The 24,174-nt window shown below is 55.7% G+C and carries 24 protein-coding genes; 23 read left to right on the top strand and 1 reads right to left on the bottom strand.

The genetic code is table 11. The annotated features are described in order from the left end of the window. Positions 1-57: 57 nt before the first annotated feature. From JNK54_04415 to JNK54_04310, 22 genes are all read left to right on the top strand, one after another. Positions 58-2,385 (top strand): MMPL family transporter, encoded by a 2,328-nt coding sequence (locus JNK54_04415; protein MBL8023512.1) that lies wholly within the window; start codon positions 58-60, stop codon positions 2,383-2,385. A 269-nt stretch (positions 2,386-2,654) separates the two neighbouring features. Then, positions 2,655-3,260 (top strand): methyl-accepting chemotaxis protein, encoded by a 606-nt coding sequence (locus JNK54_04410; GenBank protein MBL8023511.1) that lies wholly within the window; start codon positions 2,655-2,657, stop codon positions 3,258-3,260. Between the two features lie 42 nt (positions 3,261-3,302). Beyond that, positions 3,303-5,306: a ComEC/Rec2 family competence protein gene (locus tag JNK54_04405; GenBank protein ID MBL8023510.1), complete on the top strand. Its 2,004-nt coding sequence runs from the start codon at positions 3,303-3,305 to the stop codon at positions 5,304-5,306. A gap of 77 nt (positions 5,307-5,383) precedes the next feature. After that, complete coding sequence (gene acpS, locus JNK54_04400; GenBank protein ID MBL8023509.1) at positions 5,384-5,746, top strand: holo-ACP synthase; 363 nt, start codon at positions 5,384-5,386, stop codon at positions 5,744-5,746. 1 nt (position 5,747) lies between these two features. After that, positions 5,748-6,656, top strand: a complete 909-nt coding sequence (locus tag JNK54_04395; GenBank protein ID MBL8023508.1) for an NAD(P)H-hydrate dehydratase — start codon at positions 5,748-5,750, stop codon at positions 6,654-6,656. A 177-nt stretch (positions 6,657-6,833) separates the two neighbouring features. Continuing rightward, positions 6,834-7,997: an amidohydrolase gene (locus JNK54_04390; GenBank protein ID MBL8023507.1), complete on the top strand. Its 1,164-nt coding sequence runs from the start codon at positions 6,834-6,836 to the stop codon at positions 7,995-7,997. Position 7,998: 1 nt separating this feature from the next. Beyond that, entirely contained in the window at positions 7,999-8,997 is a 999-nt protein-coding gene (gene thiL, locus JNK54_04385) for a thiamine-phosphate kinase (protein ID MBL8023506.1), read from the top strand. Between the two features lie 13 nt (positions 8,998-9,010). After that, on the top strand, positions 9,011-9,481 hold the full coding sequence (gene tsaE, locus JNK54_04380; GenBank protein ID MBL8023505.1) for a tRNA (adenosine(37)-N6)-threonylcarbamoyltransferase complex ATPase subunit type 1 TsaE: 471 nt from the start codon (positions 9,011-9,013) through the stop codon (positions 9,479-9,481). Next, on the top strand, positions 9,478-10,278 hold the full coding sequence (gene tsaB / locus JNK54_04375; protein MBL8023504.1) for a tRNA (adenosine(37)-N6)-threonylcarbamoyltransferase complex dimerization subunit type 1 TsaB: 801 nt from the start codon (positions 9,478-9,480) through the stop codon (positions 10,276-10,278). The genes tsaE and tsaB overlap by 4 nt, the downstream gene beginning before the upstream one ends. A gap of 128 nt (positions 10,279-10,406) precedes the next feature. Then, on the top strand, positions 10,407-11,051 hold the full coding sequence (locus JNK54_04370) for an OmpH family outer membrane protein (GenBank protein MBL8023503.1): 645 nt from the start codon (positions 10,407-10,409) through the stop codon (positions 11,049-11,051). A gap of 21 nt (positions 11,052-11,072) precedes the next feature. Beyond that, a complete protein-coding gene (gene lpxD, locus JNK54_04365) occupies positions 11,073-12,083 on the top strand; it encodes a UDP-3-O-(3-hydroxymyristoyl)glucosamine N-acyltransferase (GenBank protein ID MBL8023502.1) in 1,011 nt (336 codons plus the stop codon). After that, positions 12,080-12,988 (top strand): UDP-3-O-[3-hydroxymyristoyl] N-acetylglucosamine deacetylase, encoded by a 909-nt coding sequence (lpxC, locus tag JNK54_04360; protein ID MBL8023501.1) that lies wholly within the window; start codon positions 12,080-12,082, stop codon positions 12,986-12,988. Before lpxD ends, lpxC begins: the two co-directional genes overlap by 4 nt. A 15-nt stretch (positions 12,989-13,003) precedes the next feature. Continuing rightward, positions 13,004-13,462: a 3-hydroxyacyl-ACP dehydratase FabZ gene (gene fabZ / locus JNK54_04355; protein ID MBL8023500.1), complete on the top strand. Its 459-nt coding sequence runs from the start codon at positions 13,004-13,006 to the stop codon at positions 13,460-13,462. After that, positions 13,462-14,289, top strand: a complete 828-nt coding sequence (lpxA, locus tag JNK54_04350; GenBank protein ID MBL8023499.1) for an acyl-ACP--UDP-N-acetylglucosamine O-acyltransferase — start codon at positions 13,462-13,464, stop codon at positions 14,287-14,289. The genes fabZ and lpxA overlap by 1 nt, the downstream gene beginning before the upstream one ends. A 21-nt stretch (positions 14,290-14,310) precedes the next feature. Then, positions 14,311-15,120 (top strand): UDP-2,3-diacylglucosamine diphosphatase LpxI, encoded by an 810-nt coding sequence (gene lpxI / locus JNK54_04345; protein MBL8023498.1) that lies wholly within the window; start codon positions 14,311-14,313, stop codon positions 15,118-15,120. Beyond that, a complete protein-coding gene (locus JNK54_04340) occupies positions 15,117-16,109 on the top strand; it encodes a Gfo/Idh/MocA family oxidoreductase (protein ID MBL8023497.1) in 993 nt (330 codons plus the stop codon). The genes lpxI and JNK54_04340 overlap by 4 nt, the downstream gene beginning before the upstream one ends. Further along, positions 16,109-17,212 carry a lipid-A-disaccharide synthase gene (gene lpxB / locus JNK54_04335; GenBank protein ID MBL8023496.1) on the top strand — a complete coding sequence of 368 codons (1,104 nt, stop codon included), beginning with the start codon at positions 16,109-16,111 and terminating at the stop codon, positions 17,210-17,212. The genes JNK54_04340 and lpxB overlap by 1 nt, the downstream gene beginning before the upstream one ends. Next, a complete protein-coding gene (locus JNK54_04330) occupies positions 17,209-19,005 on the top strand; it encodes an ABC transporter ATP-binding protein (protein MBL8023495.1) in 1,797 nt (598 codons plus the stop codon). The genes lpxB and JNK54_04330 overlap by 4 nt, the downstream gene beginning before the upstream one ends. Continuing rightward, positions 19,005-19,721: a ZIP family metal transporter gene (locus tag JNK54_04325; protein ID MBL8023494.1), complete on the top strand. Its 717-nt coding sequence runs from the start codon at positions 19,005-19,007 to the stop codon at positions 19,719-19,721. The genes JNK54_04330 and JNK54_04325 overlap by 1 nt, the downstream gene beginning before the upstream one ends. Further along, the gene (gene thiS, locus JNK54_04320; protein MBL8023493.1) at positions 19,718-19,918 is read left to right on the top strand and encodes a sulfur carrier protein ThiS; all 201 of its coding nucleotides are present in this window, start codon (positions 19,718-19,720) and stop codon (positions 19,916-19,918) included. Before JNK54_04325 ends, thiS begins: the two co-directional genes overlap by 4 nt. Positions 19,919-19,952: 34 nt before the next feature. Then, positions 19,953-20,756 carry a thiazole synthase gene (locus JNK54_04315; protein MBL8023492.1) on the top strand — a complete coding sequence of 268 codons (804 nt, stop codon included), beginning with the start codon at positions 19,953-19,955 and terminating at the stop codon, positions 20,754-20,756. After that, the gene (locus JNK54_04310) at positions 20,746-21,759 is read left to right on the top strand and encodes a hypothetical protein (protein ID MBL8023491.1); all 1,014 of its coding nucleotides are present in this window, start codon (positions 20,746-20,748) and stop codon (positions 21,757-21,759) included. The genes JNK54_04315 and JNK54_04310 overlap by 11 nt, the downstream gene beginning before the upstream one ends. 28 nt (positions 21,760-21,787) lie before the next feature. Here the strand turns inward: JNK54_04310 and JNK54_04305 are convergent, their stop codons facing one another. After that, positions 21,788-21,979, bottom strand: coding sequence for a 50S ribosomal protein L28 (locus tag JNK54_04305; GenBank protein MBL8023490.1), 192 nt, complete (start codon positions 21,977-21,979; stop codon positions 21,788-21,790). Between the two features lie 63 nt (positions 21,980-22,042). Here JNK54_04305 and recG point away from each other — a divergent pair, with 63 nt between their 5' ends. Then, positions 22,043-24,160 carry an ATP-dependent DNA helicase RecG gene (recG, locus tag JNK54_04300; protein ID MBL8023489.1) on the top strand — a complete coding sequence of 706 codons (2,118 nt, stop codon included), beginning with the start codon at positions 22,043-22,045 and terminating at the stop codon, positions 24,158-24,160. Positions 24,161-24,174: the final 14 nt, after the last annotated feature.

The following is a 24,174-nucleotide window of genomic DNA, read 5'->3' as shown; positions in this document are numbered from 1 at the left end:
TTATTCACTTCAATACCCTGGATTTACCCATAAGGCTCGAGGCTCATCTCTCCATAAATGAAGAAACCTCAACTTCGCGAGAGAGTCACTCAATGGATGTCTCGCTTCATCACGAGGCGCCCCGGTTGGGTCATGACTTCAGCGCTCCTTTTCGGGGTTTTCTTTTGGTCTTTCCTTCCCCGAGTCTCCCTTCGGCCCGATGTCGACGATTTTATTGCGGACAAAGACCCTTCCTTTATTCTGAGAGAACACCTCCGATCTCTTTTTCCTAACAATGAATTTATTGTCATTGCTTTTCAAAACGATGACCTTTTTACGACTGAAAACCTTAAAGTTCTTCGACAGCTGACGGAGGATTTGGAGGGACTTGAAGGGGCTAAAGACGTCAAAAGTTTAGCCAATATCACGGACATGGTGGGGGAGAATGACACCTTTTCGGTCGCCCCCTTTTTGGAGTCTATTCCCTCCGATCCTGTTGAGTTGGCGGCCCTCCACAGGCGCGCGGTGGAAAATCCTCTTTTTGTAAACAGCTTGATTTCCCAGGATGGTCGAACGACAGGGATTGTGGTGTTCACCCGGACCGACAAAAATTCCTCACTTCAACGGAGCGAATTAATTCGAACCATTCGATCGGTTCTCGTCTCCTACGAAACACGTGGTTACCGTTTCCATTTGGCGGGATGGCCCGTGACCAACTATTTCCTAGCGATGTATATGAATGAAGACATTGTTCGTTTTGTCCCCGTGACGCTTCTGCTGGTGGCCGGTACCATTTGGTTGGTTTTTCGAAATAAGCGACTTCTCCTTTTGTCCAGCATTGGCATTTTGGCTACGGTGGGAGCGACGTTGGGGTTGACCTCCATCCTGGGGGTCCCCTTGAATAACGCGTCCGCGGCGGTCATTCCTATTGTGATTGCCTTGGCTCTTTCGGATAACGTTCACTTGTTTACCCATTTAAAGGCGGGTGTGCTTGAATTGTATCCGGACCGGCGTGCGGCGCTTACCCATGTTCTGGACCAAATTTTATTTCCCTGCCTTCTCACCAGTGTAAACACGGCCATTGGTTTTTTCTCTCTCTCCTTTAGTGGAATTCCAGCGATTCAGGTTTTTGGCTGGTTGGCGGGGGCGGGGATGATATTTGAATTCATTTTTACTTTTGGGATCGTGACCCCGCTCCTTTTGACATTTCGAACAGAAACGATTTACCGTGCAACAGATGTCCATCAAAGCCGCCTCATCACCCGCCTTCTGCGGTGGATCTTTGGGTTTGTTTCACGCAACCCCTGGTCGACCCTTTTCATGTGTGGGACGATCCTGGCATGGGGGGCGTGGGAATGTCGGTGGTTGCGGGCAGAGACCGATCTGGTCGGCAATTTCAAATCGAGCGCCCAGGTGCGTCAGGACGCGGAATTTGTGCGAGATCATCTCGCGGGGATCATGCCGGTTGATCTTTTCCTGGAGGGGGAAACCCCTGGGGTTTTTCAGGAGCCGGCCGTTCTGGCCTACATGGAACGGCTTCAAAAAAAGGTGAGGGGGGTCCCCGGGGTGGACACCGCCACCTCGCTTGTTGAGTTTTTTAATGAAATGAACAAGTCTTTCCACAATGAGGACCCCGCCTATTACCGACCGCCTTCCACACGACGGATGGCCGAACAGTATCTCCTCCTCTACAACGCCGACGAATTAGAGGATTTTGTGACCCCAGACTATCAGCGGGCTCGCATCGTTCTTCGGCTTCATAGCACGAGCACAAGGGTGAACGCCGATGTTCTTAAGCAGGTTGAACGCCTGATCCAGGAGGAAGTGTTTCCAGGGATCCGGGTGCGCGTGGGTGGGGATGCCCCTGTTCATATTGAAACAGCTCGGGTTTTGGTTGGGGAGCAGGTCCGAAACGTTTTTTCGGCAGTTTTTTCTATATGGATCGTGATGGCGGTGGTCCTTCGTTCCTTGGGGATGGCTGGATTTTTCCTGGTTCCCAATTTGTTTCCCATTGTGGTTAATTTTGGGATCATGGGGGCTTTTGGGATTCCCTTGGACTCCGGGACCTCTCTTATTGCCGCCGCCGCCTTCGGCATTATTGTCGATGATACGGTTCATTTCTTTACACGATTTCAGGAAGTGAGGGCCAACGGGGTTCCCTATTTCCAGGCCCTAGAAGAGGTGAGTTTAGAGAAAGGGGACGCGAGCACTTCTTCTTTTCTGGTGCTCTGCATTGGGTTTGGTGTTTTGACGTTAAGCGGATTTCTTCCCATCATGTATTTTGGACTGCTCAATGTGGTGGTCCTTGTGGTGGGGTTCTTTGGGGATCAATTTTTATTAAAATCTGTCCTTGTTTTGTGGAAAAAAAAGAAGCACCTTGCCCCTGCGCCGGAATCTCTTTCGTGAAAAACTTGGATTTCGCGTCTCGCATGAGCGGCTCTGCCGCCTCAAGCGCCAGACGCTCTGAGCCTGGCCGGTCCTTGCGCTCAACTGGGGATCCCGGGTTAAGGGAGACAACGAGTGAAGAGGCTATTTGATCGGATGTTTCATCAGATTTTTCCTGCCATTGCTTGGCAATATCCGAGGCAGGAATATCTTTTTTTTCCATTTGGACAATCGTTCCCGCTGGGGACAGGGTTGACAATCTACGGTTTGTCTGTTAAATAATAAGCACTATGACCCCTTCTCCGGCACACACGTCTTCTTCGTCAAAAAAAGATCCCTTTCAACCTCCGCGGATTAAGCGCAAGATCGTTATTATAAAGCGCGGCATGCAAATGAAGTTTGTCATGCTGGTGAGCCTTTTCGTTCTGATCGCCATTACGGCCATTGGGCTCGATTTTTATTTCCATTTCGGTCGTGAGGTCCAGAACTTTATGGACCCAAGTCTCTATGAACTTTTTAAGTCCGATAGTTATGTTTTCCTCTTGAAACTGGTCTTGTACATGATCGGGGTAACCATCTTTGCTGTTTTGGCTTCCCATAAGTTGGCGGGACCCATCTACCGGTTTGAGCGTTCCGCTCGGACGGTGAGTTCCGGGGATTTGACACACCGTGTTCGTCTTCGCGCGGGCGATGAATTGGAAGACTTTCGCGATGAGTTTAACACGATGGTCGAATCCCTCCAGAGGCTTGTTTCCCAAGACGCCCATGTGGCCCTGCGGGTTTCGAAACAACTGGCCGATTTGCTCGATGAACGGAAGTCGGGCGCGGATTTACAACACCGTCTTGAACAAGTGAAGGCCGACGTGGACCACCTCCACAAGGGCTTCAAAATTTAAGCCCCTCGACTTTTGACAACAACGGCCGCGTCCCAAAATCCCATGGCCGCGGCCGTTGTTCTTCCCTACCCGTTTCGTCGTCCTCTCCTTCTTATGGTGCCCTTCGTGGCGGGAGCGATCGCGGTCCTCTCGTTCTGGAAATCCTCAACTCCTTTGTCATCGGGGCTGGCCCCGTTTGCCGGTCGACCCGCGCTCTTGGTGGGAAGGGTTTCAGGTTATCCTATCGGATACACGGGGGGAGACGCGTTTTTTCTCCGGGTTCGCTGGGTTCGACCTTTCGGGGGAGAGTCTTTTCGATCGGAAGAGACCGTGAGTGTGTTTCGAAAAAATCCTGGGGATTCGTTGACCTGGGGAGACGAGGTTTCCGTTTGGGGCCCTCTGTTGGGATTGGACCCCCATCGTGGCCCGCGGGGGGGGGCCTCGGCGCGCTTGTTTGTTCCGGAAGGGAAAAGCGTCCTGCTTCGACGGGCCTCTCCTCTGAATCCGATCCGGTGGGCCACCACCTTGCGCGGTCGGTTTCACGTTGCTTTTAAAACACATCTTCCTCCCTCAACCGCCCATCTTCTTTCAGGTGTTTTGTTGGGAGAACGGCCCCCCGCCCTTGCCACGTTTGCCGATGATTTTCGACGCAGTGGAACGTACCACCTTCTGGTGGCTTCTGGGTCGAACGTAGGATTTGCCTTAGGGGTCTGGTGGGTCTTGGCCCGATGGGTTCTTTGGTGGCCGCGGCGCTGGACGATGGCCGTGGCCCCTCTGGTCGCTTTTCTTTATGCCGTCATGGCTGGCGGGGATCCCCCTGTCCTTCGCGCGGCGGTCATGGCTTCTGTGGCGGCCGTGGGGGCGCTTCTGGGTCGCTGGGATCGTTTGGAGCATCCTCTCTTTCTTTCCGCTGGGATTCTTCTTCTCTGGAATCCCGGATCCTTGTTTGAAGCCGGGTTTCAGATGTCGTATGCCGCGACACTGGGGATCGCTGTCGTGTGGGGATCCCGAAATTCCGCAAGACTTGAAACCGTTGAGGCGCGATTTGGCGGGCACGGACTCTTGGGGAAATTGAGCCAAGGGGCTCGGGATCTTTTTTTGACCAGTCTTGCGGCCCAGGTGGCTTTGATTCCCTTTCTCCTGCACTATTTCGGGCGACTCTCCTGGGTCGGCGTTATTTCCAATATGTTGGCGGTTCCCTTGGCGGGGGTGTGCCTCTCGATGGGCGCGGGATTAACGATCTTGGACACCGTATGGCCCACCGCCGCGACCCTCTGGGCGGTCCCCACACGATGGGGAGCCGAGGCGTTGGCGGGGTGGGCCCATCTCTGTGCCCAGATCCCCGGTGCCGAGTGGAACGTGGGGTTCAATGGATCGCAAAATCTTGTTCTGGCTTTAGGGATCATTTCTGGTTTTCTCACCTTATCTCTGAAACAAAAAAGGAAGACGGTCCTTTTCCTTCTCGCCTTGGTTACGGCAGGAGGCGTTTGGTGTTTGGGAACCTCAACCCCGACGCCTTCCCTTGACTTGTCTTGGCGGGGGGGGAAGTCTCCCTCTCTTTGGGTTCGCACGGAAACGGGCGCGACTGTTTTTCAAAGGCGAGCGACCGCTCGTCAGACGGCCGGTCGAAATCCACCTCGATGGGTTTCTCTTGACGCCCCGGACGTCTCCTCTGGTGAACCGTGGTCTGTGGATGGACGACACTGGGTGGAAGGCTCTACGCGCTGGGAAGTTATTCGCCCTCCTGGTGGAAATGGATTTGGGGTTCGGATTGATTCTGGTCTGACCCGAACGCTCCTGGCTTTTGGTTTAACGCCACGCCAACAGAAGGAATGTGTTCTTCGTTTGGAGGGACCGGTGGATCTCCTTTCTTGGAATTCCGGAACGGGTGGTCCTCCCCGGGACGATTTCCTTGAGCGGATGAAGCCACGGTGGATCGTTTATCACGGGCCGAGAATCTCTCTTTCGGCCCGTCGATCTCGAGCCGCTGTCTATCGGCCCGGCAGGGCCGGTCTCCGTTGGCACGTCACTGAAAAGACATCGGGGTTTGTCTCGGTACAACGATAAGAGTTCTTTTCCCATGCACCCCTCCTTTTTTCGTGATGAAGACTGAAAATCCCTAAAATTGATAGGATGTTCGCTCCATGGAAACCTCTTTAGGTGTGGATATTGTGGAAGTTCGACGAGTGGCGCGGTTGGTCAAAAATCCACGGTTTGTAGAGCGGGTTTTTTCCGATCGAGAAGTCGCCTATTGCCGGGACAAAAAGAACGCCGCCCAACATTTCGCGGTCCGTTTTGCCGCGAAGGAAGCGGTTTATAAAGCGTTGGGGCGTTCGGCTGTTGCCCACAAAGATATTTCAGTTAAAAACGATCTTTCCGGTAAACCCTGTGTTGAACTGGCTCTTCGGTTAAAGAAATTCGAATCGCGTCTGAGTTTAACCCTATCGCATACCGCGGATTACGCTGTGGCGGTGGCCCTCTATCAACCCAAATCCCGCGGTGGGTAAAATGGGCGGCCCCTCGCAATCGGTGTTTTTAAAAAGAATCCGTTCGTGGCTTCCTCCGCGCAACCGCGACGCTCATAAAAACGATTTTGGACATGTCCTGGTTATTGGAGGTTGTCGCGGGATGATGGGGGCACCGCGGTTGGCCGCCCTAGGCGCTTTGCGAGGCGGGGCAGGGTTGGTGACTCTCGGTGTTCCCGAATCTCTCGAACCTCTTGCCGCTGTCGGGCCTTGGGAAGCCATGACGCTGCCTCTTCCGGATCGCTCGGGCGGGTTGACCGCTCGGGCGATCTCACGCGTTCATTCTTACGTTAAAGAGAGGCGTGTTTCATCGGTGGCTCTCGGCCCGGGCTTGGGTGGGGAAAAAGGCGTGGTGGCGTTCGTTCAGAACTTCCTTTCTTCCGTTTCTGTTCCGACCGTGTTGGACGCGGATGGGTTGAACGCCCTCTCACTGAGAGCCCCTTCTTCGGACACCCCTCCGCTCCTGCTCACACCCCATCCGGGTGAACTGGCCCGTCTTCTTGGTGTTTCAACGGGAACGGTTCAGAAAGACCGATCTTCTTCGGCCCGAGCGGTGGCCCTTCGTTATGGATCCGTGGTTGTATTGAAAGGGCATGGGACGGTCGTGACGGATGGGAATCAGACGTATGTTAATTCGACAGGCAACCCGGGCATGGCGACCGGAGGAACGGGCGATGTCCTGGCGGGACTTATTGCGGCTCTTTTGGGCCAGGTGTCCGCCGAAGACGTTTCCCAACGACTCTGGCGAGCCGCCGTCCTCGGGGTGTATCTGCACGGAAGGGCGGGAGATTTAGCGGAAAAGGAAATCGGGTCCGTGTCCCTTCTGGCCAGGGATGTCCTCTCCTATTTGCCCAAAGCCATTCAAGGCTTTTCTTCGATCCATCCGGCCTGACAATTATAAGCGGTCCAGGGCTGTCGGCGGGACGGCCCCCTCCGCGTTCGCCCCGTACCCGTGAAACTTTCAGATCTGTTGTCGGGCCTTTCTCCGGGAAGGATCTCCGCCCTCAAATGGAATTTGTTATAATCCGTCCTAACCCATGGGCTTAATTCCTTCCTTAACCTTGAGACGATGAACGAACGATCGATGCTGGATTTGGTTGTTTCTCTTCGGCGGAAGATTCACCAAAACCCTGAGCTGGGTGGAAAGGAATTCGAAACCACAGCCTTAGTGTCCCAAACCCTTCGTCAGGCCCGGGTTCCCTTTCGTCGCTACCGCCCCACCGGCCTCGTGGCCCAACTGAAAAGCGGGCGAGGGCCCTGCGTGGCCTTCCGGGCCGACATGGACGCTCTTCCTCTTAACGAAATTCCCACACTCCCTTTTCGGTCACGTCGTGCCGGTGTGATGCACGCGTGCGGACATGACGCGCACACGGCCATGTTGGCCACAGCGGCGCTCTGTCTTAAAAAACAAGGGCTGGGAGGAACGGGCGTCCTCAAGTTTATTTTCCAGCCGGACGAGGAGGGGTCGGGGGGCGCTCGGCAAATCCTCCGCCAGGGCGCTTTTCGTTCGCCGGCCGTGGACGCTGTTTTTGGGCTGCACGTTAATCCTCGATTGCCCGCGGGGACCATCGGAATCAAAACGGGACCCTTGATGGCCGCCGTCGATCGTTTCACGCTTACCGTGAAGGGAGAAGGGGGCCATGGGGCGTATCCGCACGAAGGACGTGACGCTGTTGTGATCGCCGCTCAAATTATTTCTTCCCTCCAGTCCTTGGTGTCCCGCCGAGTGGACCCGGTGGAACCCGTGGTGTTGACCGTGGGCACGATCCATGGGGGGGAACGGTTTAATATTTTAGCGTCCACCGTGACGATGACGGGGACGGTGCGAACGTTGTCCGATCGATGGCACGCCCGAATGCCGCGGATGATCCGCGAAGTGGCCCAGGGCGTGGCCCGGGCGCATGGGGGGAGGGCCGAATTGGTTTATGAAACGATTGGGAGCCCCGTGATTAATGAGCCTCGGATGACCGCGTTGGCTCGTCGCGCCGCCGTTGATGTGGTGGGAGAAAAGCGTGTGGTGGATTTGGATGTCCCTTCCATGGGTGGCGAAGATTTTTCGGAGTATCTCCATCAGGCCCCGGGGTGTTTCGCCTATATAGGTACTGGGGCCGGACCTCGAACACGTCGTCCCTGGCACCATCCCTCTTTTGTTTTGCACGAACCTTCCATGGTGGTGGGTGTGAAATTTTTTCTGGCTTTGGCCCGTCGTTCTTTGACGGAAATAGATCGCTAGAGTGGGGAAGAAGGGGTCTCGGAAGTCCCTTTCCTTGGCCGCGTTGGGTGAATGGGGGTTGTTAAATCGAATTCTCCCGCGGTTATCCGAGAAACGATCGAAGCGGGTGGTGTTGGGACCAGGGGACGATGCCGCGCTGGTTCGTGTGGAAAAATCTGTTCAGGTCTTGACGACGGATATGCTGGTGGAAGGGGTTCATTTCCGGCGGGAGTGGGGCTCGGGGCGGGACTTGGGGCATAAGACGTTGGCTGTTAATTTGTCGGATCTGGCCGCCATGGGGGATGTGGAACCCACCGTAGGGGTTCTTTCGGCAGGGATCCCAGCGGAGACGCCGGTGGCGTATCTCGAGAACTTTTTTAAGGGGTTGAAATCTCTTGCCCAGGAACACCGGTTTGAACTGGTGGGGGGGGATACGGTGAGGGCCTCTTGTTTGACTTTTTCCCTTACCGCTTTGGGGCGCGTCCGGGGGCCTGTGTTTAAGCGGTCCGGCTCTCGGGTGGGGGACGCTCTCCTGGTGACAGGCACATTGGGGGACGCGGCGGCGGGATTGGCGCTTGAGAAGAAGAGAACACCCTTGGGCCCGGGGACGGCCTTTCTTTTGAAACGATTTCATCGTCCCGAACCTCGGTTGGCGTGGGCGCGTCGGTTGGCTGTAACGGGCGGGGTCACGGCGTGTTTGGATTCCTCCGACGGTTTTTGGCGGAGTGTTTCTATCCTCGGGGAGGCGTCCGGCGTGGGCGCGGAGGTGTGGGTCGATCAATTGCCGATCTCTCCTTCTCTTCGGAAGTGGGCGGGTCGGCGGGCTCTCGATTTGGCGTTGGTGGGTGGCGAGGATTACGAATTGGTTTTCACCGCGCGGCCCGATTGTGTCGGGCGTCTTTCCGCGTTGGGTTTCGTCCGCGTGGTGGGAAAAATTGTTCCCCCACAGAGAGGTCTATCGGCGATCCATTACGGGCGCCCACAGGAGGTTCCCCCTGTCTTCGAACATTTTAACGGTTAAAAAGGTCCCCACGTTGTCCCGGGAAACCACGAGTGAGGCGGAAACGCTGGCCCTGGCGGCTCAGTTGGGCGGTTTGCTGAAGGCGTCCGATTGGGTGGCGTTGATGGGAGAATTGGGAAGCGGGAAAACTGTTTTTGTGCGGGGGTTGGCCGACGTCTTGAAATTGGAAGGAACCCCGCGGAGCCCCACCTTTGCGATCGTTCAAGTGCATCGGCCCAAGAAGGGAGGGATCCCTCTCCGGCATGTGGACCTGTATCGGCTGGCGCCCGTTGAAGTCCCCGCCCTGGAATGGGAAGAACTTCATCAGGACACGGGTGTCACTGTTGTGGAATGGGCGGAAAAGTGTCAATACCTGTGGCCCACTCAATGTCTCCCTATTCGCATCTCGCATCAAGGCAACGACGTCCGACTTTTTGAATTCTACATCTACGGCGCTCGATCGGAAGAGATCATTCGTCGCTTGAAGGATATAAAAACAAAATGAAAATTCTCGGTATTGAAACAACAGGTTCCCATCAAGGGGGCTGTCTTTGGGAAGATTTTCGGGTTCGGTCGGAACAGTCTTTTGTGGACCCCAAATCCAAAAACCAACGTTTGATACCCGCGTTGGACGCCATTTTCAAGAAAGTTTCCTTTGGGCCCCATGATTTGGACGCGTTGGCTGTGGACGTGGGGCCGGGGCGTTTCACGGGGATTCGGTTGGGCGTTTCCGCGGCACGAACCCTGTCGCAAACGCTTCAGAAACCTTTGGTGGATTTGACCAGTTTGGAAGTCCTTGCGGCGGAGGGGTCGGATTGGCAGACGGGAAAAACCTTTGTTTGGAATTTCCGCCAAGACATGTTGTGCGTGTTGATGGACGCGTTGCGGGGGGACGTGTATATGGCGGTGTGGCGGTTTCATAAATTGACCGAAAAAAGCCGTCGGGGAATTCCGTCCGGACGATCCTACCACACTTTTGGGCACCATTTTAAGTTGGTCCATGCCCCCACCCTGTTCCCGTTTGAGCGGTTTCTCCATTTCTTTCAAAGTTGTTTCCAAGCCCAGTCCCTGTTGTTCGTGGGCTCCGCGGCGGCCCGCTATAAAAAAGAGCTCGCCAAGACGTTTGGGTCTCGGGCTCATTTTCGACCGGACGTGATTGACCCGAAGCCTTACTGGGTCGCCGCCTTGGGGTCGGAGAAATTTTTTCGGCGAGAGGTGAAGTCCTATCCTCAAGTCAGGCCGCTCTATCTTCGTCCTTCCTACGCGGAAGAAAATACCGCTAAAGGTTCATCCTCTCGGTGAGGAGCCTCTCGATTTCCTCCCGGCGTGTCGACGGGATGGACATCGATTTCGAGTTCTGATAAAATGGCCTTTCCTCGCCTAACGTGTGTCTCTCGCTGTCTTCCATTCTATCGAGGGGGGGCTTTCTTGTGAAACGCGTCTTTGGTTTTTTTTCTTTCGTTGTCGCGGCCAGCGTGGTGTGGGGAGTGGAAATTCCCCTCCATCGTGGGGCGGGCACTGGCGGAACTTCGGTCGGGTATGTGGACATGGAACAGGTGTTTCGGGATTATCCCGAGACCATTAAAGCCCGGGAAGATTATCAAAAAGAAGTTCTTCGTCACAAGACAGAACTGGCCGCAAGGGAAACGGCTTTGGACGAATTTAAACACGGCATCGATCTTTCTTCCGGTGAGTCCCCTTCCCCCTTTTCATTGGATGTCTCATCCATTTCTCAGGGCAGCGCAGACACCGTTCGGGTGAGCACGGCAACGGGAGGGGCTTCCTCCTCTGCCGTTCCAGCGGACAGAAAATTACCCCCACCGGAACTGATTTTGAAACGGACGGAGGAACTTGAAAAAGCACGGGCCACTTCGGCCCAAACCTTGCGCGCCTTTGAAGCCGAGCGGTCGAAAAAAATTTTGGGACGTTTGTACAAGGCTCTCGTTCAGTTGGCCGATGAAAAAGGGATCCGCTTGGTGGTGGACAAATCGGCTATCCTCTATGGGGAAGACACGATTGACCTCACGGAGGCTCTCCATCGAAGGGTTCGGGGGCTTCCCGAAGAAGGAAAATAGATTTTTTAGGAATTCCTTTACATGAAACTGACCTTATCTGAAATCGTTGACAAAGTGGGGGGCGTCCTTCGGGGGAACGGGTCCGTTCTGATTGAGGGTGCGGCCGGGTTGGGTGAAGCCGGTCCAGGGGATATCAGTTTTTTGGTGAACCCTAAATACAGTTCCCAAATCGCAACCACGAAAGCGGGGGCTCTGATTGTGACTCCGGGTGTGGAAACCGGGGACTGTCCTGCCATTGAGCATCCGCACCCTTCCTTGGGGTGGGCCAAGGTGTTGGAAATCCTCGATCTGGAACGGACCCGCCGTCCTTCGGGTGTGCACCCCACGGCCGTGATTGCCGCCACCGCCACGATCGGTCAAAACGTGACGGTGGGCGCCCACGCGGTGGTGGAAGAAGGGGCTTTGATTGGCGATAACACTATTTTATACGCCCAGGTGTACGTGGGCTTTGACACCGCCATCGGGTCCGATTGTATTCTTTACCCTCACGTCACCTTGCGGGAACGGGTCGCGGTGGGAAACCGGTGTATTTTTCAACCCGGTGTTACCATCGGGGGAGACGGTTTTGGTTTCACCCCTGTGCGGGGGGATCAATACAAAATCCCCCAGGTCGGGACGGTGGTGATTGAAGACGATGTGGAAATTCAAGCCAACGCAACGATTGATCGCGGTGGGGTGGGCGTGACCCGGATCGGCCGGGGCACCAAGATCGACAATTTGGTGCAGATCGCTCACGGGGTTGAGATGGGGCCCAATTGCTTGGTGGCCGCGTTAACGGGTGTGGCGGGGTCGACGAAAATTGGTAAAAACGTGACTCTGGCCGCGCAAGTGGGGGTTGTGGGGCACATCGAAATTGGTGACAACGTGGTGGCGGCCGCGCGGAGTGGAATTTCTCACTCCATCAAACCGGGGCAAGTTATTTGGGGAACACCGGCCCAGCCCATTCACGAAGAAATGAAAATGCTTGCGGCGCTCCGCCGATTGCCAAAACTTTTAGAGGATTTTAGAAACTTAAGGAAGAAAATTTCATGAAAACGTTTTCGACAGGGGAACCCCAGCGTTCCTTAGCCCGAGAAGCTGTGTACAAAGGTATCGGTCTTCACACGGGAAATAAATGTCAACTGATCTTTAAGCCGGCCCCGGCCAATCATGGGGTGGTTTTTGTTCGGACCGACCTTCCCGGATCGCCGCGTCTTCCGGCGAACCACAACATTGTTTCCAGCGTGATTCGGGGAACCACCTTGAGCTTGGACGGAGAAAAAGGTCATGAAGCTCGGGTTCATACGGTGGAACACGTTTTGTCGGCTTTATCCGGGCTGGGTATTGATAATCTCGAAATCGAAGTGAACGCCAACGAACCGCCCGTGGCGGATGGGAGCGCGTTCCCGTTTTGGGAAGTTCTTTCCAAGGCGGGGGTGATCGAGTTCCCCGAACCGAGAGTTTTCTTTCAACCGGACCCGCTGGTTTATTCGGCGGGGGAAACGCGGTACGAGGTTCTGCCCGCGGACGAGTTGATTTTGGAGACCAGTATTTTCTTTAAGCACCCCTTGGTGGGAGAACAGAAAAACGAATTGATTTTGACCCGCGAAAATTTTCTGAAAGAGATTGCTCGGGCCCGGACTTTTTGTTTCGATTTCGAGGTGGAAAGTTTGCGGCGTCAGGGGTTAGCCCGAGGGGGCTCTCTGGACAACGCCGTTGTGGTGGGCATGGACCGTGTGCACAACAAGGAAAAAGTCCTTCGCTACCCGGACGAATTTGTTCGCCACAAGACGCTCGACTTGATCGGCGATTTGTTCTTGTTGGGGATGCCATTGAAGGCCCGGATTAAAGCGTTTCGGGTGGGTCACGGACACAATGTCAATTTGGTTAAACAGTTGGCCGCGCAAATGACGGGGGAGAAAGTATCTCCCTCGTCTCCCGTCGTTTCATCTTACTGACTCCTCGGAGGTTTTATGGATTCCGCTTCTCCTCGAAAATTATCAGCGGTTGAAGTCATGAAAGCGATTCCCCATCGCTACCCCATTCTGATGATTGATACGGCGGTCATTCTTGAAGCCGACAAGAAAATTACAGGGTATAAGTCTGTTTCCGGTAACGAACCTTTTTTTCAAGGGCATTTCCCGGGTCGGCCGATCATGCCGGGTGTTCTGATCGTGGAAGCCATGGCGCAGACGGCGTGTGTCCTTTTTTTAGAGAAACCCGCGAATAAAGATAAGCTGGCTTTCTTTATAGGGATCGATAAAGTGAAGTTTCGCAAACCAGTGGTGCCGGGGGATCAATTGGAGTTGCGGGTCGAGATTCTTCGTCCGGGTCGCATGGGAAAGGCGAAGGGCGAAGCTTTCGTTTCGGGAGAGCTTGTGACCGAGGCTGAATTCATGTTCGCCATCGTCGATAAGGAACCTCAATCCTAATGGAATCAACCGAAACCCGCGTTCACCCCAGCGCGGTTGTTGACCCCACGGCAAAATTGGGGAAGGGGGTTCAGATTGGGCCCTTTGTGGTGATTGGGCCCCAGGTGGAATTGGGGGATCGTTGTTTTGTCGGACCCCATTCGGTTGTGGAATACGCCACGGTGGGGGCCGACTGCCGTTTTCTTCCCCACGCCTTTGTCGGGACAGAACCTCAAGACCTGAAATTTAAGGGGGAGATCACCCACGTGGAGATCGGCGCCCGGACGACCGTCCGGGAATGCGCCACGATCCACCGGGGGACTTCCGCGTCGGGTGTCACCAAAGTCGGTTCGGATTGTTTGATCATGGCGTATGCCCACGTGGCTCACGATTGTGTTTTGGCGGACCACGTGATCCTCGCCAACGCGGCCACTCTGGCCGGCCACGTGGACGTGGGCCCCGGCGCTTTTTTTGGTGGATTGTCCGCGATTCATCAGTTCGTCCGAGTTGGGGCGGGAGCCATGATCGGAGGTGGGTCCATGGTCCCCAATGATGTGGCGCCCTTTTGTTTAACACAAGGGGACCGAGCCAAAATTGTTGGGCTCAATGTCGTGGGCCTACGTCGTCGTGGGTTGTCCCGGGAGAGCCTGTCCGTTCTTAAAGCGGCCTATCAGACGCTTTTTTACACCGGGGTCAGTTTGTCGGAAGCGATCGTTCGCATGGATCGGGGGCCCCACACCCCCGAACTGGATATTTTCCTTTCCTTTCTTCGAGGTTCTTCCGCCCGGGGGATCTGTCGCCCGGCGCCAAAAAGTTCGGGCGAAGACGCCGACTCGAGTCTCTCCTAGCTTTTTTCCATCCGCCTTCAAATGATCCCCCTTGGACTTATTGCTGGGAATGGGCAATTCCCTTTTCTTCTGGCTCAGGAAGCGCGCCGTCAGGGCCGCTCCGTGGTGGTGGCGGCCATTGAGGGAGAAACGGATCCCGCCTTAGAGAAGGAGGTGGACGTTTTTCACTGGATGAAACTGGGCCAAATGAAACGGACCATCCAAATCTTTAAAGACGCGGGCGCCCATGAGGCGGTCATGGCGGGACAGGTGAAACATGTGAGTATTTTCGACCTTCGCCATTTGGATTTGACCGCGGTCAAAATTCTCGCCACGCTGCCGAACAAAAAAACGGACACGCTGTTGGGGGCCGTGGCCGAAGCGTTTGCGAAGGAGGGAATCCGTTTTCTTTCGTCCACCGTTTATCTCGCGGATCGGCTTGCCCCGGAGGGGTCCTTGACCTCTCTCCGCCCAACGGCGGAACAACAGCGGGACATCCATTTCGGGTTTCGGACCGCCAAATCCATCGCTTGGCTGGATCTGGGGCAGACGGTGTGTGTGAAAGATCAAGCGGTTCTTGCGGTCGAAGCCATTGAGGGGACCGACGCCTGCATTCGGCGGGCGGGCACCTTTGCACCGGGGTTCACGGTGGCCAAGGTTTCTAAGCCTCGCCAAGACGTCCGTTTTGATGTCCCCGTCATCGGGTTGCGGACGCTGGAATCGCTGAAGGCCGCCGGGGCCGCTGTCTTGGCCTTGGAGGCGGGAAAAACGTTATTGTTCGACAAAGAACTGTTTGTTCAAGGCGCCCAGGAGGCTAAAATTATTGTGATCGGTGTGAAGGAGAGCGCGTGAGTTTGTTCCGAAAAGCCCCGAAAGAGAAAGAACCTTTTGTTCCTGAGGGCGACCGGGTTCCGGTGGGCGTTGTGGGGGTGGGGCAGATGGGCCGTCACCACGCGCGTATTTTATCAACCCTCGGGTCCGCACGCCTTGTGGGGATTGCGGATAGGAACGTGGAAAAAGCCCAAGCGTTGGGGAAAGAACACGGGGTTCCCGCGTTCCTGTCCGCTGACGAGTTTCCATCTGAAACCCGTGCCGTGGTGATCGCGGCTCCCACACCCGCGCATCACGGATTGGCCCGGTCCTTCCTCGAACGGGGATGGCATTGTTTTGTGGAGAAACCTTTGACAGAGCGGGTGGAAGAAGCGGAAGAGATCATTTCGCTGGCCCGGGAAAAGAATCTGGTCTTGCAAGTGGGGCACATCGAGCGATTCAATCCCGCAGTCGTGGAAATGGCCAAACAGGCACGAGATCCCCTTTTTATTGAGGCGTCCCGCCTCGGACCTTACGACCCGCGGGTGTCCAACGTCAGTGTGGTCTTGGATCTGATGATTCATGATTTGGACATCGTATTGGCCTTGGCCCAGGATAAGGTGGTTCGGTTGGATGCCGTTGGCGGTCGGGTTTTATCGCAACAGGAAGACATCGTTAAGGCCACCTTGTTCTTCTCTCGTGGGTGTCGGGCGGACATTTCCGCCAGTCGTGTGAGTTTGAAAAAGTTCCGTAAAATCCGGGTGTTTCAGAAAGACGCTTACATGTCTCTGGATTACTCCGAACGAAGTTTAAAGATTTATCGAAAAAAACGGGATCCCATTCGCGGTCTTTTCGACGTGGGAATTCATCGTCCCCGCTTGGAGAAAAAAGACCCACTGGAAACGGAGCTTCACCATTTTCTTCAATGTGTCCGAGAAGGGAAACCGCCTCTCGTGGGGGGAACCCATGGGCGGGACGCGCTGGAATTGGCGTTGGAAATTCGCCGTTCCATGAGTTTGCATTCTCTCTGATGCGAATCCTTTTCGTGGCGGGAGATCTTTCCGGCGACCAGCACGCGGCGGATGTGGCGGCGGAAGCGAAGGCCCGCGGGGCGGAGATCGCCGCGTTAGGCGGGCCGGCTTTAAAAAAGGTTGCGGACCTCTGGTTGGGCGATTTGGTGTCAGAGAGCGTTATGGGTTTTTGGGAACCGATCAAAAAGATCCCGGTATTTTTTCATTTTCTCAATAGGGTTCTGCGGCCCGCCCTGGATCAATTCAAACCCGACATGGTCGTTCCCACGGATTTCTACGGCTTTAATCGTTTTGTGGCACAGACGGCCAAGGCGGCCGGGCGGCGAGTCTGTTATTTCGTTAGTCCCCAGGTGTGGGCAAGCCGTCCGGGTCGGGTTCAAACCCTCAAGAAATGTGTGGATCGTATGCTGGTGATCTTTCCTTTCGAAGAGAAACTCTATCGTGACGCCGGCGTTCCCGTGACCTTTGTGGGGCACCCACTCTTGGACCGGCTTCCTCTTGTTTCTGGTGAAATTCCATTGAAAGTGGAGCCCACCGTGGGCCTTCTGCCGGGCAGTCGGCCGGGAGAAATTCGACGGCTTTTACCGGTGTTCCTCCAGGTGGCGGAACGATTACCGTCTGGGACCCGCTTTGTTCTCTTTGCCGCCCCGAACCTGTCCAACGCGTTTTACGATGGGTTTCTGGAATCCCATCGGCTCCGTGGACGTTTCCTGGAAGTGGTGCGGGATGAGAACCATGAATGGAGACGGGGGGTGGATGTGGCGTTGGCCTGTTCCGGGACCGCCACGCTTGAAAACGCTCTCCTGGGGCTTCCCACCGTCGTGGCCTACAAAACGAGTTGGCCCACCTACGCCCTGGCCCGAAGTTTGGTTCAGGTTAAAAATATTGCCATGCCCAACATCTTGGCTGGAAAAATTTTGATGCCTGAATTTATCCAATCCCGCGCCACGCCGCCTCTTTTAGCTGAAGCGGTTCAACGTCTGTTGGTTCATCCGGAACATCGCCGATCGGTTCGAGCCGAACTTTTGGCTTTGCGGGGAATCTTGGGGGGGCTGGGGGCGGCGGGCCGCGCGGCCGAAACTATTTTGAGGGAGGCCGCGTGAGTGGAATCAATCAGATGCCGTTGAGGCAAGGGATGGTTCAAGAGGGCGCGCGGCCTGGGATTTCTTCGGGAGAAGTGGCCCGGCGGCTCCTTCCCTATTTTCGTCCGCATATCGTTCGCTTGGTGATTTCCCTGATCGCGATGGCCTGTGTGGCGTTGATCACCGCGGGGGCCATGTGGATACTAAAACAAGTGATCGACCGGGCGCTCATGTCCGGGGATCTGGGCACGTTAAGGGATGTGGTTTTCCTCTTGATTGTGATGTATTTCATGAAAGCGGTCCTCTCCTATGTTCACGATTTCATGACCGCTTACATTGGGAACGCCATTGTTCGACGGATGCGGGACGAAACCTACGGCAACATTCACTCGCTTTCGTTGGACTTCTATACGGCCAACGATTCGGCACGGGTGATCGCTCGTCTGACCAACGACGGTCAATTGGTTCAAGGCGCGCTCACCAAAATCCCGGTGATGATCGTACGGGATGGGCTCACGGTGATCGGATTATCGGTTTTCTTGTTCTATCTTCATTGGAAGTTTGCTTTGATCGCTTTTACCCTGCTCCCGCTCTCTGGTATTCTCATTTCCCGTTTTGGAAAAAGTTTGCGGAAAACGTCCCGGCTGGGCCAATCAAAAATGTCCGATCTTTACACCTTAATCCAAGAAACCATTGTGGGGGCGCCGGTGGTCAAGGCGTTTCAAAGGGAAGACTATGAGCGCGAACGGTTTCGTCGGGAAAACCAAACCTATTTTGAGATCTACATGAAAAACGCTCGGGTGGAATCCCTCTCGAGTCCTGTGATGGAAATGTTGGGGGCGTTGGGAATGGGGGTCATCCTCTGGTTTGGCGGCAAAGACGTGGTGAATCATGTGTGGACCACCGGTGCTTTCTTTGCGTTCATTGGAAGCGCGTTGTCGTTGTATCAACCCGTCAAAAACTTTTCCCGTTCCAACGCGACGCTTCAATTGGCTTTTTCCGGAGCCGAACGAATGTTCCAATTAATGGATGAGCGACCGACCGTTAAAGAGCTCCCTCAGGCGGAGGACTTACCTCCCTTTACAGAGACGATCACGTTCGAGAACGTGGGTTTCGCCTATCAACCGGATCGTCCTGTGCTTCACGGGGTGAACATCACGGTCCGGCGCGGTGAGGTGGTGGCTCTGGTGGGACCCTCCGGGTCCGGAAAAACAACTTTGTCGGCGCTTTTACTTCGGTTTTACGATCCCAGAACGGGGACTGTCCGAATTGATGGGCGGGATATTCGGGAGGTCACGTTTCAAAGTTTACGCCGACAAATTGGTCTTGTGACTCAAGAAACCCTTTTGTTTAACGACACCATCCGTGCCAATATCGCCTACGCCCGAGCGGGGGCCACCGAACAGGAAATTCGGGAGGCGGCCCAGGCCGCCAACGCGTGGGAATTTATCCAAGACAAACCGCTTGGCCTGGACACGCTGATCGGGGAGCGGGGCCTTTTGCTCTCCGGTGGACAGAAGCAGCGGTTGGCGATCGCCCGAGCGATCTTAAAGAACCCGCCGATCCTGGTTTTGGATGAGGCCACAAGCTCTTTGGACGCGCAATCGGAGCGGTTGGTCCAAGAGGCTGTGGAGCGGCTCATGAAAAATCGCACGGTGATCGTCATTGCCCATCGGCTGGCCACCGTGAAAAATGCCCATCGTATTGTCGTCATGGAACATGGGTCGGTGGCCGAGACCGGAACCCACACCGAATTGCTCTCGACCAACGGAATTTACCAACATCTTTACGAACTTCAGGTTTTGGAGAGATAATGGGCCCCCTCTCTTTTTCTGTCTTAGCGGTCTTCGCCACCTGGGGGGGGGGCTTCTTGATCCTTCGCCAAAAAGCGTGGGCGGAAAAACACCTCTGGCGCTTTTTAGCTTTCGGGAGTGGAATTCTGTTGGCCATGACGTTCCTTCATCTTCTTCCGGAAGCGTGGGCGCTGAACGCTCGGGCCACCGGGGTGGCGGTGGTGGTGGCGTTTGTCATCCTTTTGGCTGTGGAACAATTTACAGTGGTTCACGCCTGTGGGGAAGTGGGCGAACATTGTACGGTCCATCGGGTGGGGCACGGGGCGCTGGTGGCGCTCTTCCTTCACAGTTTGGCGGATGGGTTGGCCATTGCTTTTTCGTTTGTGTCCTCGCGGTTCCTTGGGTTTGCGGTGGCCAGCGCGGTGATCGCCCATAAATTTTCCGATGGGATGACGCTCTCCACTCTTTTTTTGGATTCCGGCCATTCTCATCGGGCCACGAGGAATCGGGTGGTCGTTTTGTCCTTGGCGACGCCTTTGGGGGTGGTTCTGGGAATGGCCTCCGGGGGATGGGCGAGTGGGACGGCTTTGGCGGCTCTTCTTGGATTGGCGGCGGGGGGGTTTCTTTACATCAGTATGGCGGACATCCTCCCGCGTATTCACAAGAGCCGTGACCGCTGGTGTTGGGTTTTGTTGGTGGCAGGCGTGGTCGTCAGCGTGCTCCTTCCACACCCATGAACGTGACCCTGAACGGGGAACCCCGTCACGTGACGGAGGGTCTGACCTTGGCCGATTGGGTAACCGAACTTGGGCTCGTTTCTGGGCGGCTGGCTTGCGAGGTGAACGGACAGGTCATCCGTCGGGCCGATTACGCCACAGTTCATTTGTCGGAAGGGGATCAGATCGAAATGGTCCAAATGATTGGTGGGGGTTGACGACTCCCGAAACTGGTAGAATGCGGAGATGAAAATGAAAGATAAAACCTTGGTTATTGCGGGGAAAAAATACTCTTCCCGTCTGATTGTGGGCACGGGAAAATATAAGTCCATGGACGCCATGGAACAGGCCCTGATGGCTTCCGGGGCCGAAATGGTGACGGTGGCGGTGCGGCGGGTGAATCTGAACGATCGCGCGGCGGACGATTTTTGGAAACACATCCCCAAAGGTTTGGTGATCCTCCCGAACACCGCCGGCTGTTACAATACCGCCGATGCCCTTCGCGTGGCCCGTTTGGCCCGGGAAGCCTTGGACACTCCCTTAATTAAATTGGAAGTGTTGGGGGATCCCAAGACCCTTTTACCGGACGTGTTCGCGCTTCTTGACGCCACCAAGATTTTGGTGAAAGAGGGGTTCCACGTGTTGGCTTACACCAACGACGACCCGATCACCGCCAAGCGGTTGGAGGAGGCCGGAGTGGCGGCGGTGATGCCCCTGGCCGCGCCCATTGGTTCCGGGCGGGGAATACAAAACCCCCAAAATATTTTGTTTATTCGCGAAGTGGTGACTTCGGTTCCAGTGATCGTGGACGCGGGGGTGGGGACGGCGTCCGATGCTGCCGTGGCCATGGAATTGGGAGTTGATGGGGTGTTAATGAACACCGCCATTGCCGACGCTCAAAACCCTACGCTTATGGCCGAAGCCATGAAATGGGGTGTGGAAGCGGGCCGCGCCGCTTTCTTGGCCGGACGTATGCCTCGACGCGACTACGCCGCCCCTTCGTCTCCCGTAACGGGAATCGTTGGGTCTCCCTCTCCGGTGAGCGGTGACGCCTAGAAAATCTTTTTCACTGGTCGCGACGCTCCTTCTGGCGTCGGTGCCGGTCCTGGCGAAGCCCAGGTCCGGCATTCCGCCCGAAGACTTTTTGGGGAAACCCGTGGGGGCTCGGTTCATTGGAATGGGGGAGGTGGGCGCGGCGTTGGCGGGATCCGCCCAGTCTCCCGTCTATAATCCGGCCTCCTTGGGTGAAGTGGCTGGTTCCGCCTTCTCAGCGGATTTTCAATTGGCCAACCAAAGCAATCTTCCGGAAGAAACCATCCTCAAAAGTTCCTCCTTGCGCGGGAAAAAATTGACGTATTTGGGTTTCGCGGGGAAGGGCCGCGCCATTTTTTATCGACCCCTGACCGACTACGACGAAACCGTTTCCACGGACTCTTTCAACTTCACACAAAATTCTGTTCGCGTCACTCAATTTGGACTCAGTGCTTCGCAAGAAACGGAGAAAGGCTATTCGGTGGGGTTGGGGCTCTCCTTTATCAGTGCACGGCGGGGTTACGCCAAAGCCGAAACGGGGGAACCTTCGGTCTTAACTTTAGCGGACGGAAACGGTTTCGCTGTGGATGTGGGGTTTCGGGACAAGAAGGGGGACGTGGCTTATGGGTTGGCCCTCCAAAACGTTGCCGGTTTTATCTATTGGGACCAATACAAAACAGATCGGTTGCCTCTCCTCTTGCGGGCGGGTCTTGGATTTCAACCGGTGCCCGCCATCGGATTTTACGCGGACTATGAGAAGAGGTTTTTTTCAGGGGATACCCCAGACGCCGATTTTTGGCATTTTGGTCTTGAGTTGGCCCCCCTCTCTTGGATCGTGCTCCGCACCGGGAGCGTGAGTGAGAACTTGAACGATCAGGCCAAGACGGCTTTTTCTTGGGGATTTTCTTTGGGGAACGCCAAACGCTACACGCTGGATGCCTCTGTGAAGTCGCGAAAAGTAGAGGGAGAGCGTCTGAATCAGTTCGATCTTTCCATCGTCCTTCCCCTTCCATCGGCCAAGGACTAGCGACGCGGAGGGGAGGACGTTTTTGCGTTTAAGCGGCTTTTTTGGCTTTCCCGGACCGCAGGCACGACGTGCAGACGTAAAGTCGGCGCGGACCCGATGTGGTCAGAATCTTCACCCGTTGGAGATTCGCGGAAAAAAGGCGGTTCGTTTTTCGGTGAGAGTGACTCACGGTTTTTCCGGCGCTCACTCCCTTTTCACAGACGGTGCATCGATAGGCCATACCAATCTCCTTGGGCGTCACCCAGGTGCGCCAACTCTAAAATAGTTGAAGAATATTACCACTTTGACAACCAAACAGCAAACCACCTCCGTTCCTTGCGAGAAAGACTCTCTTCTTCTTTCCCGGCCCCTTCAGTTTGTCCCTGGGGTGGGGCCCGCCAAAGCGAAAGCGCTCTCTCGGTTGGGATTAATAACGGTGGGCGACCTCCTCCGTCATTTTCCCAGAAGCCATGAGGACCGTCGTCTCTCCACCTCTGTTTTGGGTGGGCCCGGCGGATCGCTGGCCCTCCAGGGAAAAGTCATTGGTTTCCAGGTGTCCGGGGGAGGGAAAGACCTGTTGATCGCGCGCGCCGTTTTGGCGTGTGAAGGGAAAACCATTGAGGCTATTTGGTTTCGTCGCCGTTCCTTTCGTTTTGATCCCTTTGACGGAATGAAAAAAAAACTTCTTCCAGGAACCCTCTTGTTCGTCTATGGCCCCAGCCAACCGGGGCCCCGGGGGATGGAGATCCGCGTCGAGGATTTCGATGTGGTGACGGGAGAACCTTCCCCCCATAGGGACCGGCTGGTTCCGGTATACGATCTGACGGAGGGCGTGGAGGGGCGATGGCTTCGGGCGTTGGTTTGGAAGATGCGCGAGGCGGTTCGAGAGGAAAGGGATGTTCTTCCCGAATCGGTTCGTGAAAAGCAGGGGCTCCTGGGTTTGGCCGAAGCCATGGGCCAATTCCATTTTCCTTCGGATCCAGCCGCTCGGGAACGGGCCCGGCGACGTTTGGCTTTTGATGAATTTTTCTCTTTAGAAGTTGCCCTGGCCCGGGTTCGTCAAGCGCGGACGGATGGTCCTCCCGCCCCCGTCTGTCGGCCCAACCGAACGTTGCTCACCCCGTTTCGCCAAGCGTTTGGGTTTGATTTTACCCCCGCCCAAAAGCACGTCATTAATGAAATATTTAATGACATGGCGGGGTCCCGTCCTATGAACCGATTGTTGATGGGGGAAGTCGGTTCCGGAAAGACGGTCGTGGCGGTGGCCGCTCTTCTTCTCGCGGTGGAAGCGGGGCACCAGGCGGTTCTCATGGCTCCGACTGAAATTCTGGCGGAGCAACACGCCCATGGTCTTACTCGCCTTCTCCGGGATCTCCCGGTTCGATGGGCCCTCCTGACGGGGGGGCGGAAGGGGGCGGCGAGCCGCCGGGATCGTGAGGCCTTGGCCGCGGGAGACATTCAAATCGCTGTGGGCACCCATGCCCTCTTGGAAGATCAGGTGGCTTTCAAGGATCTTGGTCTCGCGGTCATTGATGAACAACATCGGTTTGGTGTGGAACAGCGGGCGGTGCTCGGCTCAAAAGGTGTTGCGCCCCACGTTCTTTTGATGACGGCTACCCCCATCCCCCGAACTCTTGCGCTCACTCTTTATGGGGACTTGGTTGTTTCGATCATCGACCAACTTCCCCCAGGTCGCCCCGTCATCACCACCCACTGGTCCCCCGAGTCCGCGGCCCTCGCCGCGGTGCGGCGGGCGGTGACGGAAGGACGCCAAGCCTTTATCGTGTTCCCGCTTGTGCATGAGTCCGAACGGTTGGATTTGCGGGCTGTTTTGAAGGGATGGGAACATTTAAAGACGGTATTTCCCAACGTCCCGGTGGGGCTCCTGCATGGACGGATGAAATCGGCCGAGAAAGAAGCTGTGATGTCGGCTTTCAATCGAGGCGAATTGAAAATTCTGGCCGCGACCCCCGTCATCGAGGTGGGAATTGATGTCCCGAACGCGACGGTCCTAGTGATCATGAACGCCGAGCGGTTCGGGTTGGCCCAGCTCCACCAATTGAGGGGGCGGGTCGGTCGAGGAATCCACCCGTCTTCCTGTCACCTGGTGTCCGGCGCTCCCTCCCTGGAGGCCGCGGACCGACTGAAACTTCTCTGCCGAACCAAAGACGGGTTCAAATTAGCGGAAGAAGACCTTCGTCGTCGGGGTCCTGGAGAATTTCTAGGTGAAGCCCAACACGGGTTACCCGAATTTCGAGTAGGAAACCTGGTCACGGATGGCGCGCTCATTGGGGAAGCCCGAGAAGCCGCTTTTGCCCTTATCCAGGAAGATCCGGACCTCTCTCACAAGGACCACCGCCCTCTCGCCCAGGCCATTTCCCACAGATTCAAACACCGCTTACGCTTTGGCCAGGTGGCTTGACCACGTAAAGGCAT

Source organism: Elusimicrobiota bacterium (genome assembly GCA_016788905.1).
Lineage (GTDB): Bacteria > Elusimicrobiota > Elusimicrobia > FEN-1173 > FEN-1173 > JADKHR01.
The sequence above is the reverse complement of the archived record's forward strand: the minus strand, read 5'-3'. Positions and strand labels throughout refer to the sequence as shown.

Bases quoted from the DNA above. Each gene is read 5' to 3' on its own strand.
- JNK54_04325 (MBL8023494.1), top strand. From the start codon at position 19,005: ATGGGCCCCCTCTCTTTTTCTGTCTTAGCGGTCTTCGCCACCTGGGGG.
- JNK54_04390 (MBL8023507.1), top strand. From the start codon at position 6,834: ATGAACGAACGATCGATGCTGGATTTGGTTGTTTCTCTTCGGCGGAAG.
- fabZ (MBL8023500.1), top strand. From the start codon at position 13,004: ATGGATTCCGCTTCTCCTCGAAAATTATCAGCGGTTGAAGTCATGAAA.
- lpxD (MBL8023502.1), top strand. From the start codon at position 11,073: ATGAAACTGACCTTATCTGAAATCGTTGACAAAGTGGGGGGCGTCCTT.
- JNK54_04305 (MBL8023490.1), bottom strand. From the start codon at position 21,979: ATGGCCTATCGATGCACCGTCTGTGAAAAGGGAGTGAGCGCCGGAAAA.
- acpS (MBL8023509.1), top strand. From the start codon at position 5,384: ATGGAAACCTCTTTAGGTGTGGATATTGTGGAAGTTCGACGAGTGGCG.
- lpxI (MBL8023498.1), top strand. From the start codon at position 14,311: ATGATCCCCCTTGGACTTATTGCTGGGAATGGGCAATTCCCTTTTCTT.
- JNK54_04405 (MBL8023510.1), top strand. From the start codon at position 3,303: ATGGCCGCGGCCGTTGTTCTTCCCTACCCGTTTCGTCGTCCTCTCCTT.
- JNK54_04415 (MBL8023512.1), top strand. From the start codon at position 58: ATGAAGAAACCTCAACTTCGCGAGAGAGTCACTCAATGGATGTCTCGC.
- JNK54_04315 (MBL8023492.1), top strand. From the start codon at position 19,953: ATGAAAGATAAAACCTTGGTTATTGCGGGGAAAAAATACTCTTCCCGT.
- JNK54_04395 (MBL8023508.1), top strand. From the start codon at position 5,748: ATGGGCGGCCCCTCGCAATCGGTGTTTTTAAAAAGAATCCGTTCGTGG.
- JNK54_04410 (MBL8023511.1), top strand. From the start codon at position 2,655: ATGACCCCTTCTCCGGCACACACGTCTTCTTCGTCAAAAAAAGATCCC.
- lpxC (MBL8023501.1), top strand. From the start codon at position 12,080: ATGAAAACGTTTTCGACAGGGGAACCCCAGCGTTCCTTAGCCCGAGAA.
- thiS (MBL8023493.1), top strand. From the start codon at position 19,718: ATGAACGTGACCCTGAACGGGGAACCCCGTCACGTGACGGAGGGTCTG.
- lpxB (MBL8023496.1), top strand. From the start codon at position 16,109: ATGCGAATCCTTTTCGTGGCGGGAGATCTTTCCGGCGACCAGCACGCG.
- tsaB (MBL8023504.1), top strand. From the start codon at position 9,478: ATGAAAATTCTCGGTATTGAAACAACAGGTTCCCATCAAGGGGGCTGT.
- lpxA (MBL8023499.1), top strand. From the start codon at position 13,462: ATGGAATCAACCGAAACCCGCGTTCACCCCAGCGCGGTTGTTGACCCC.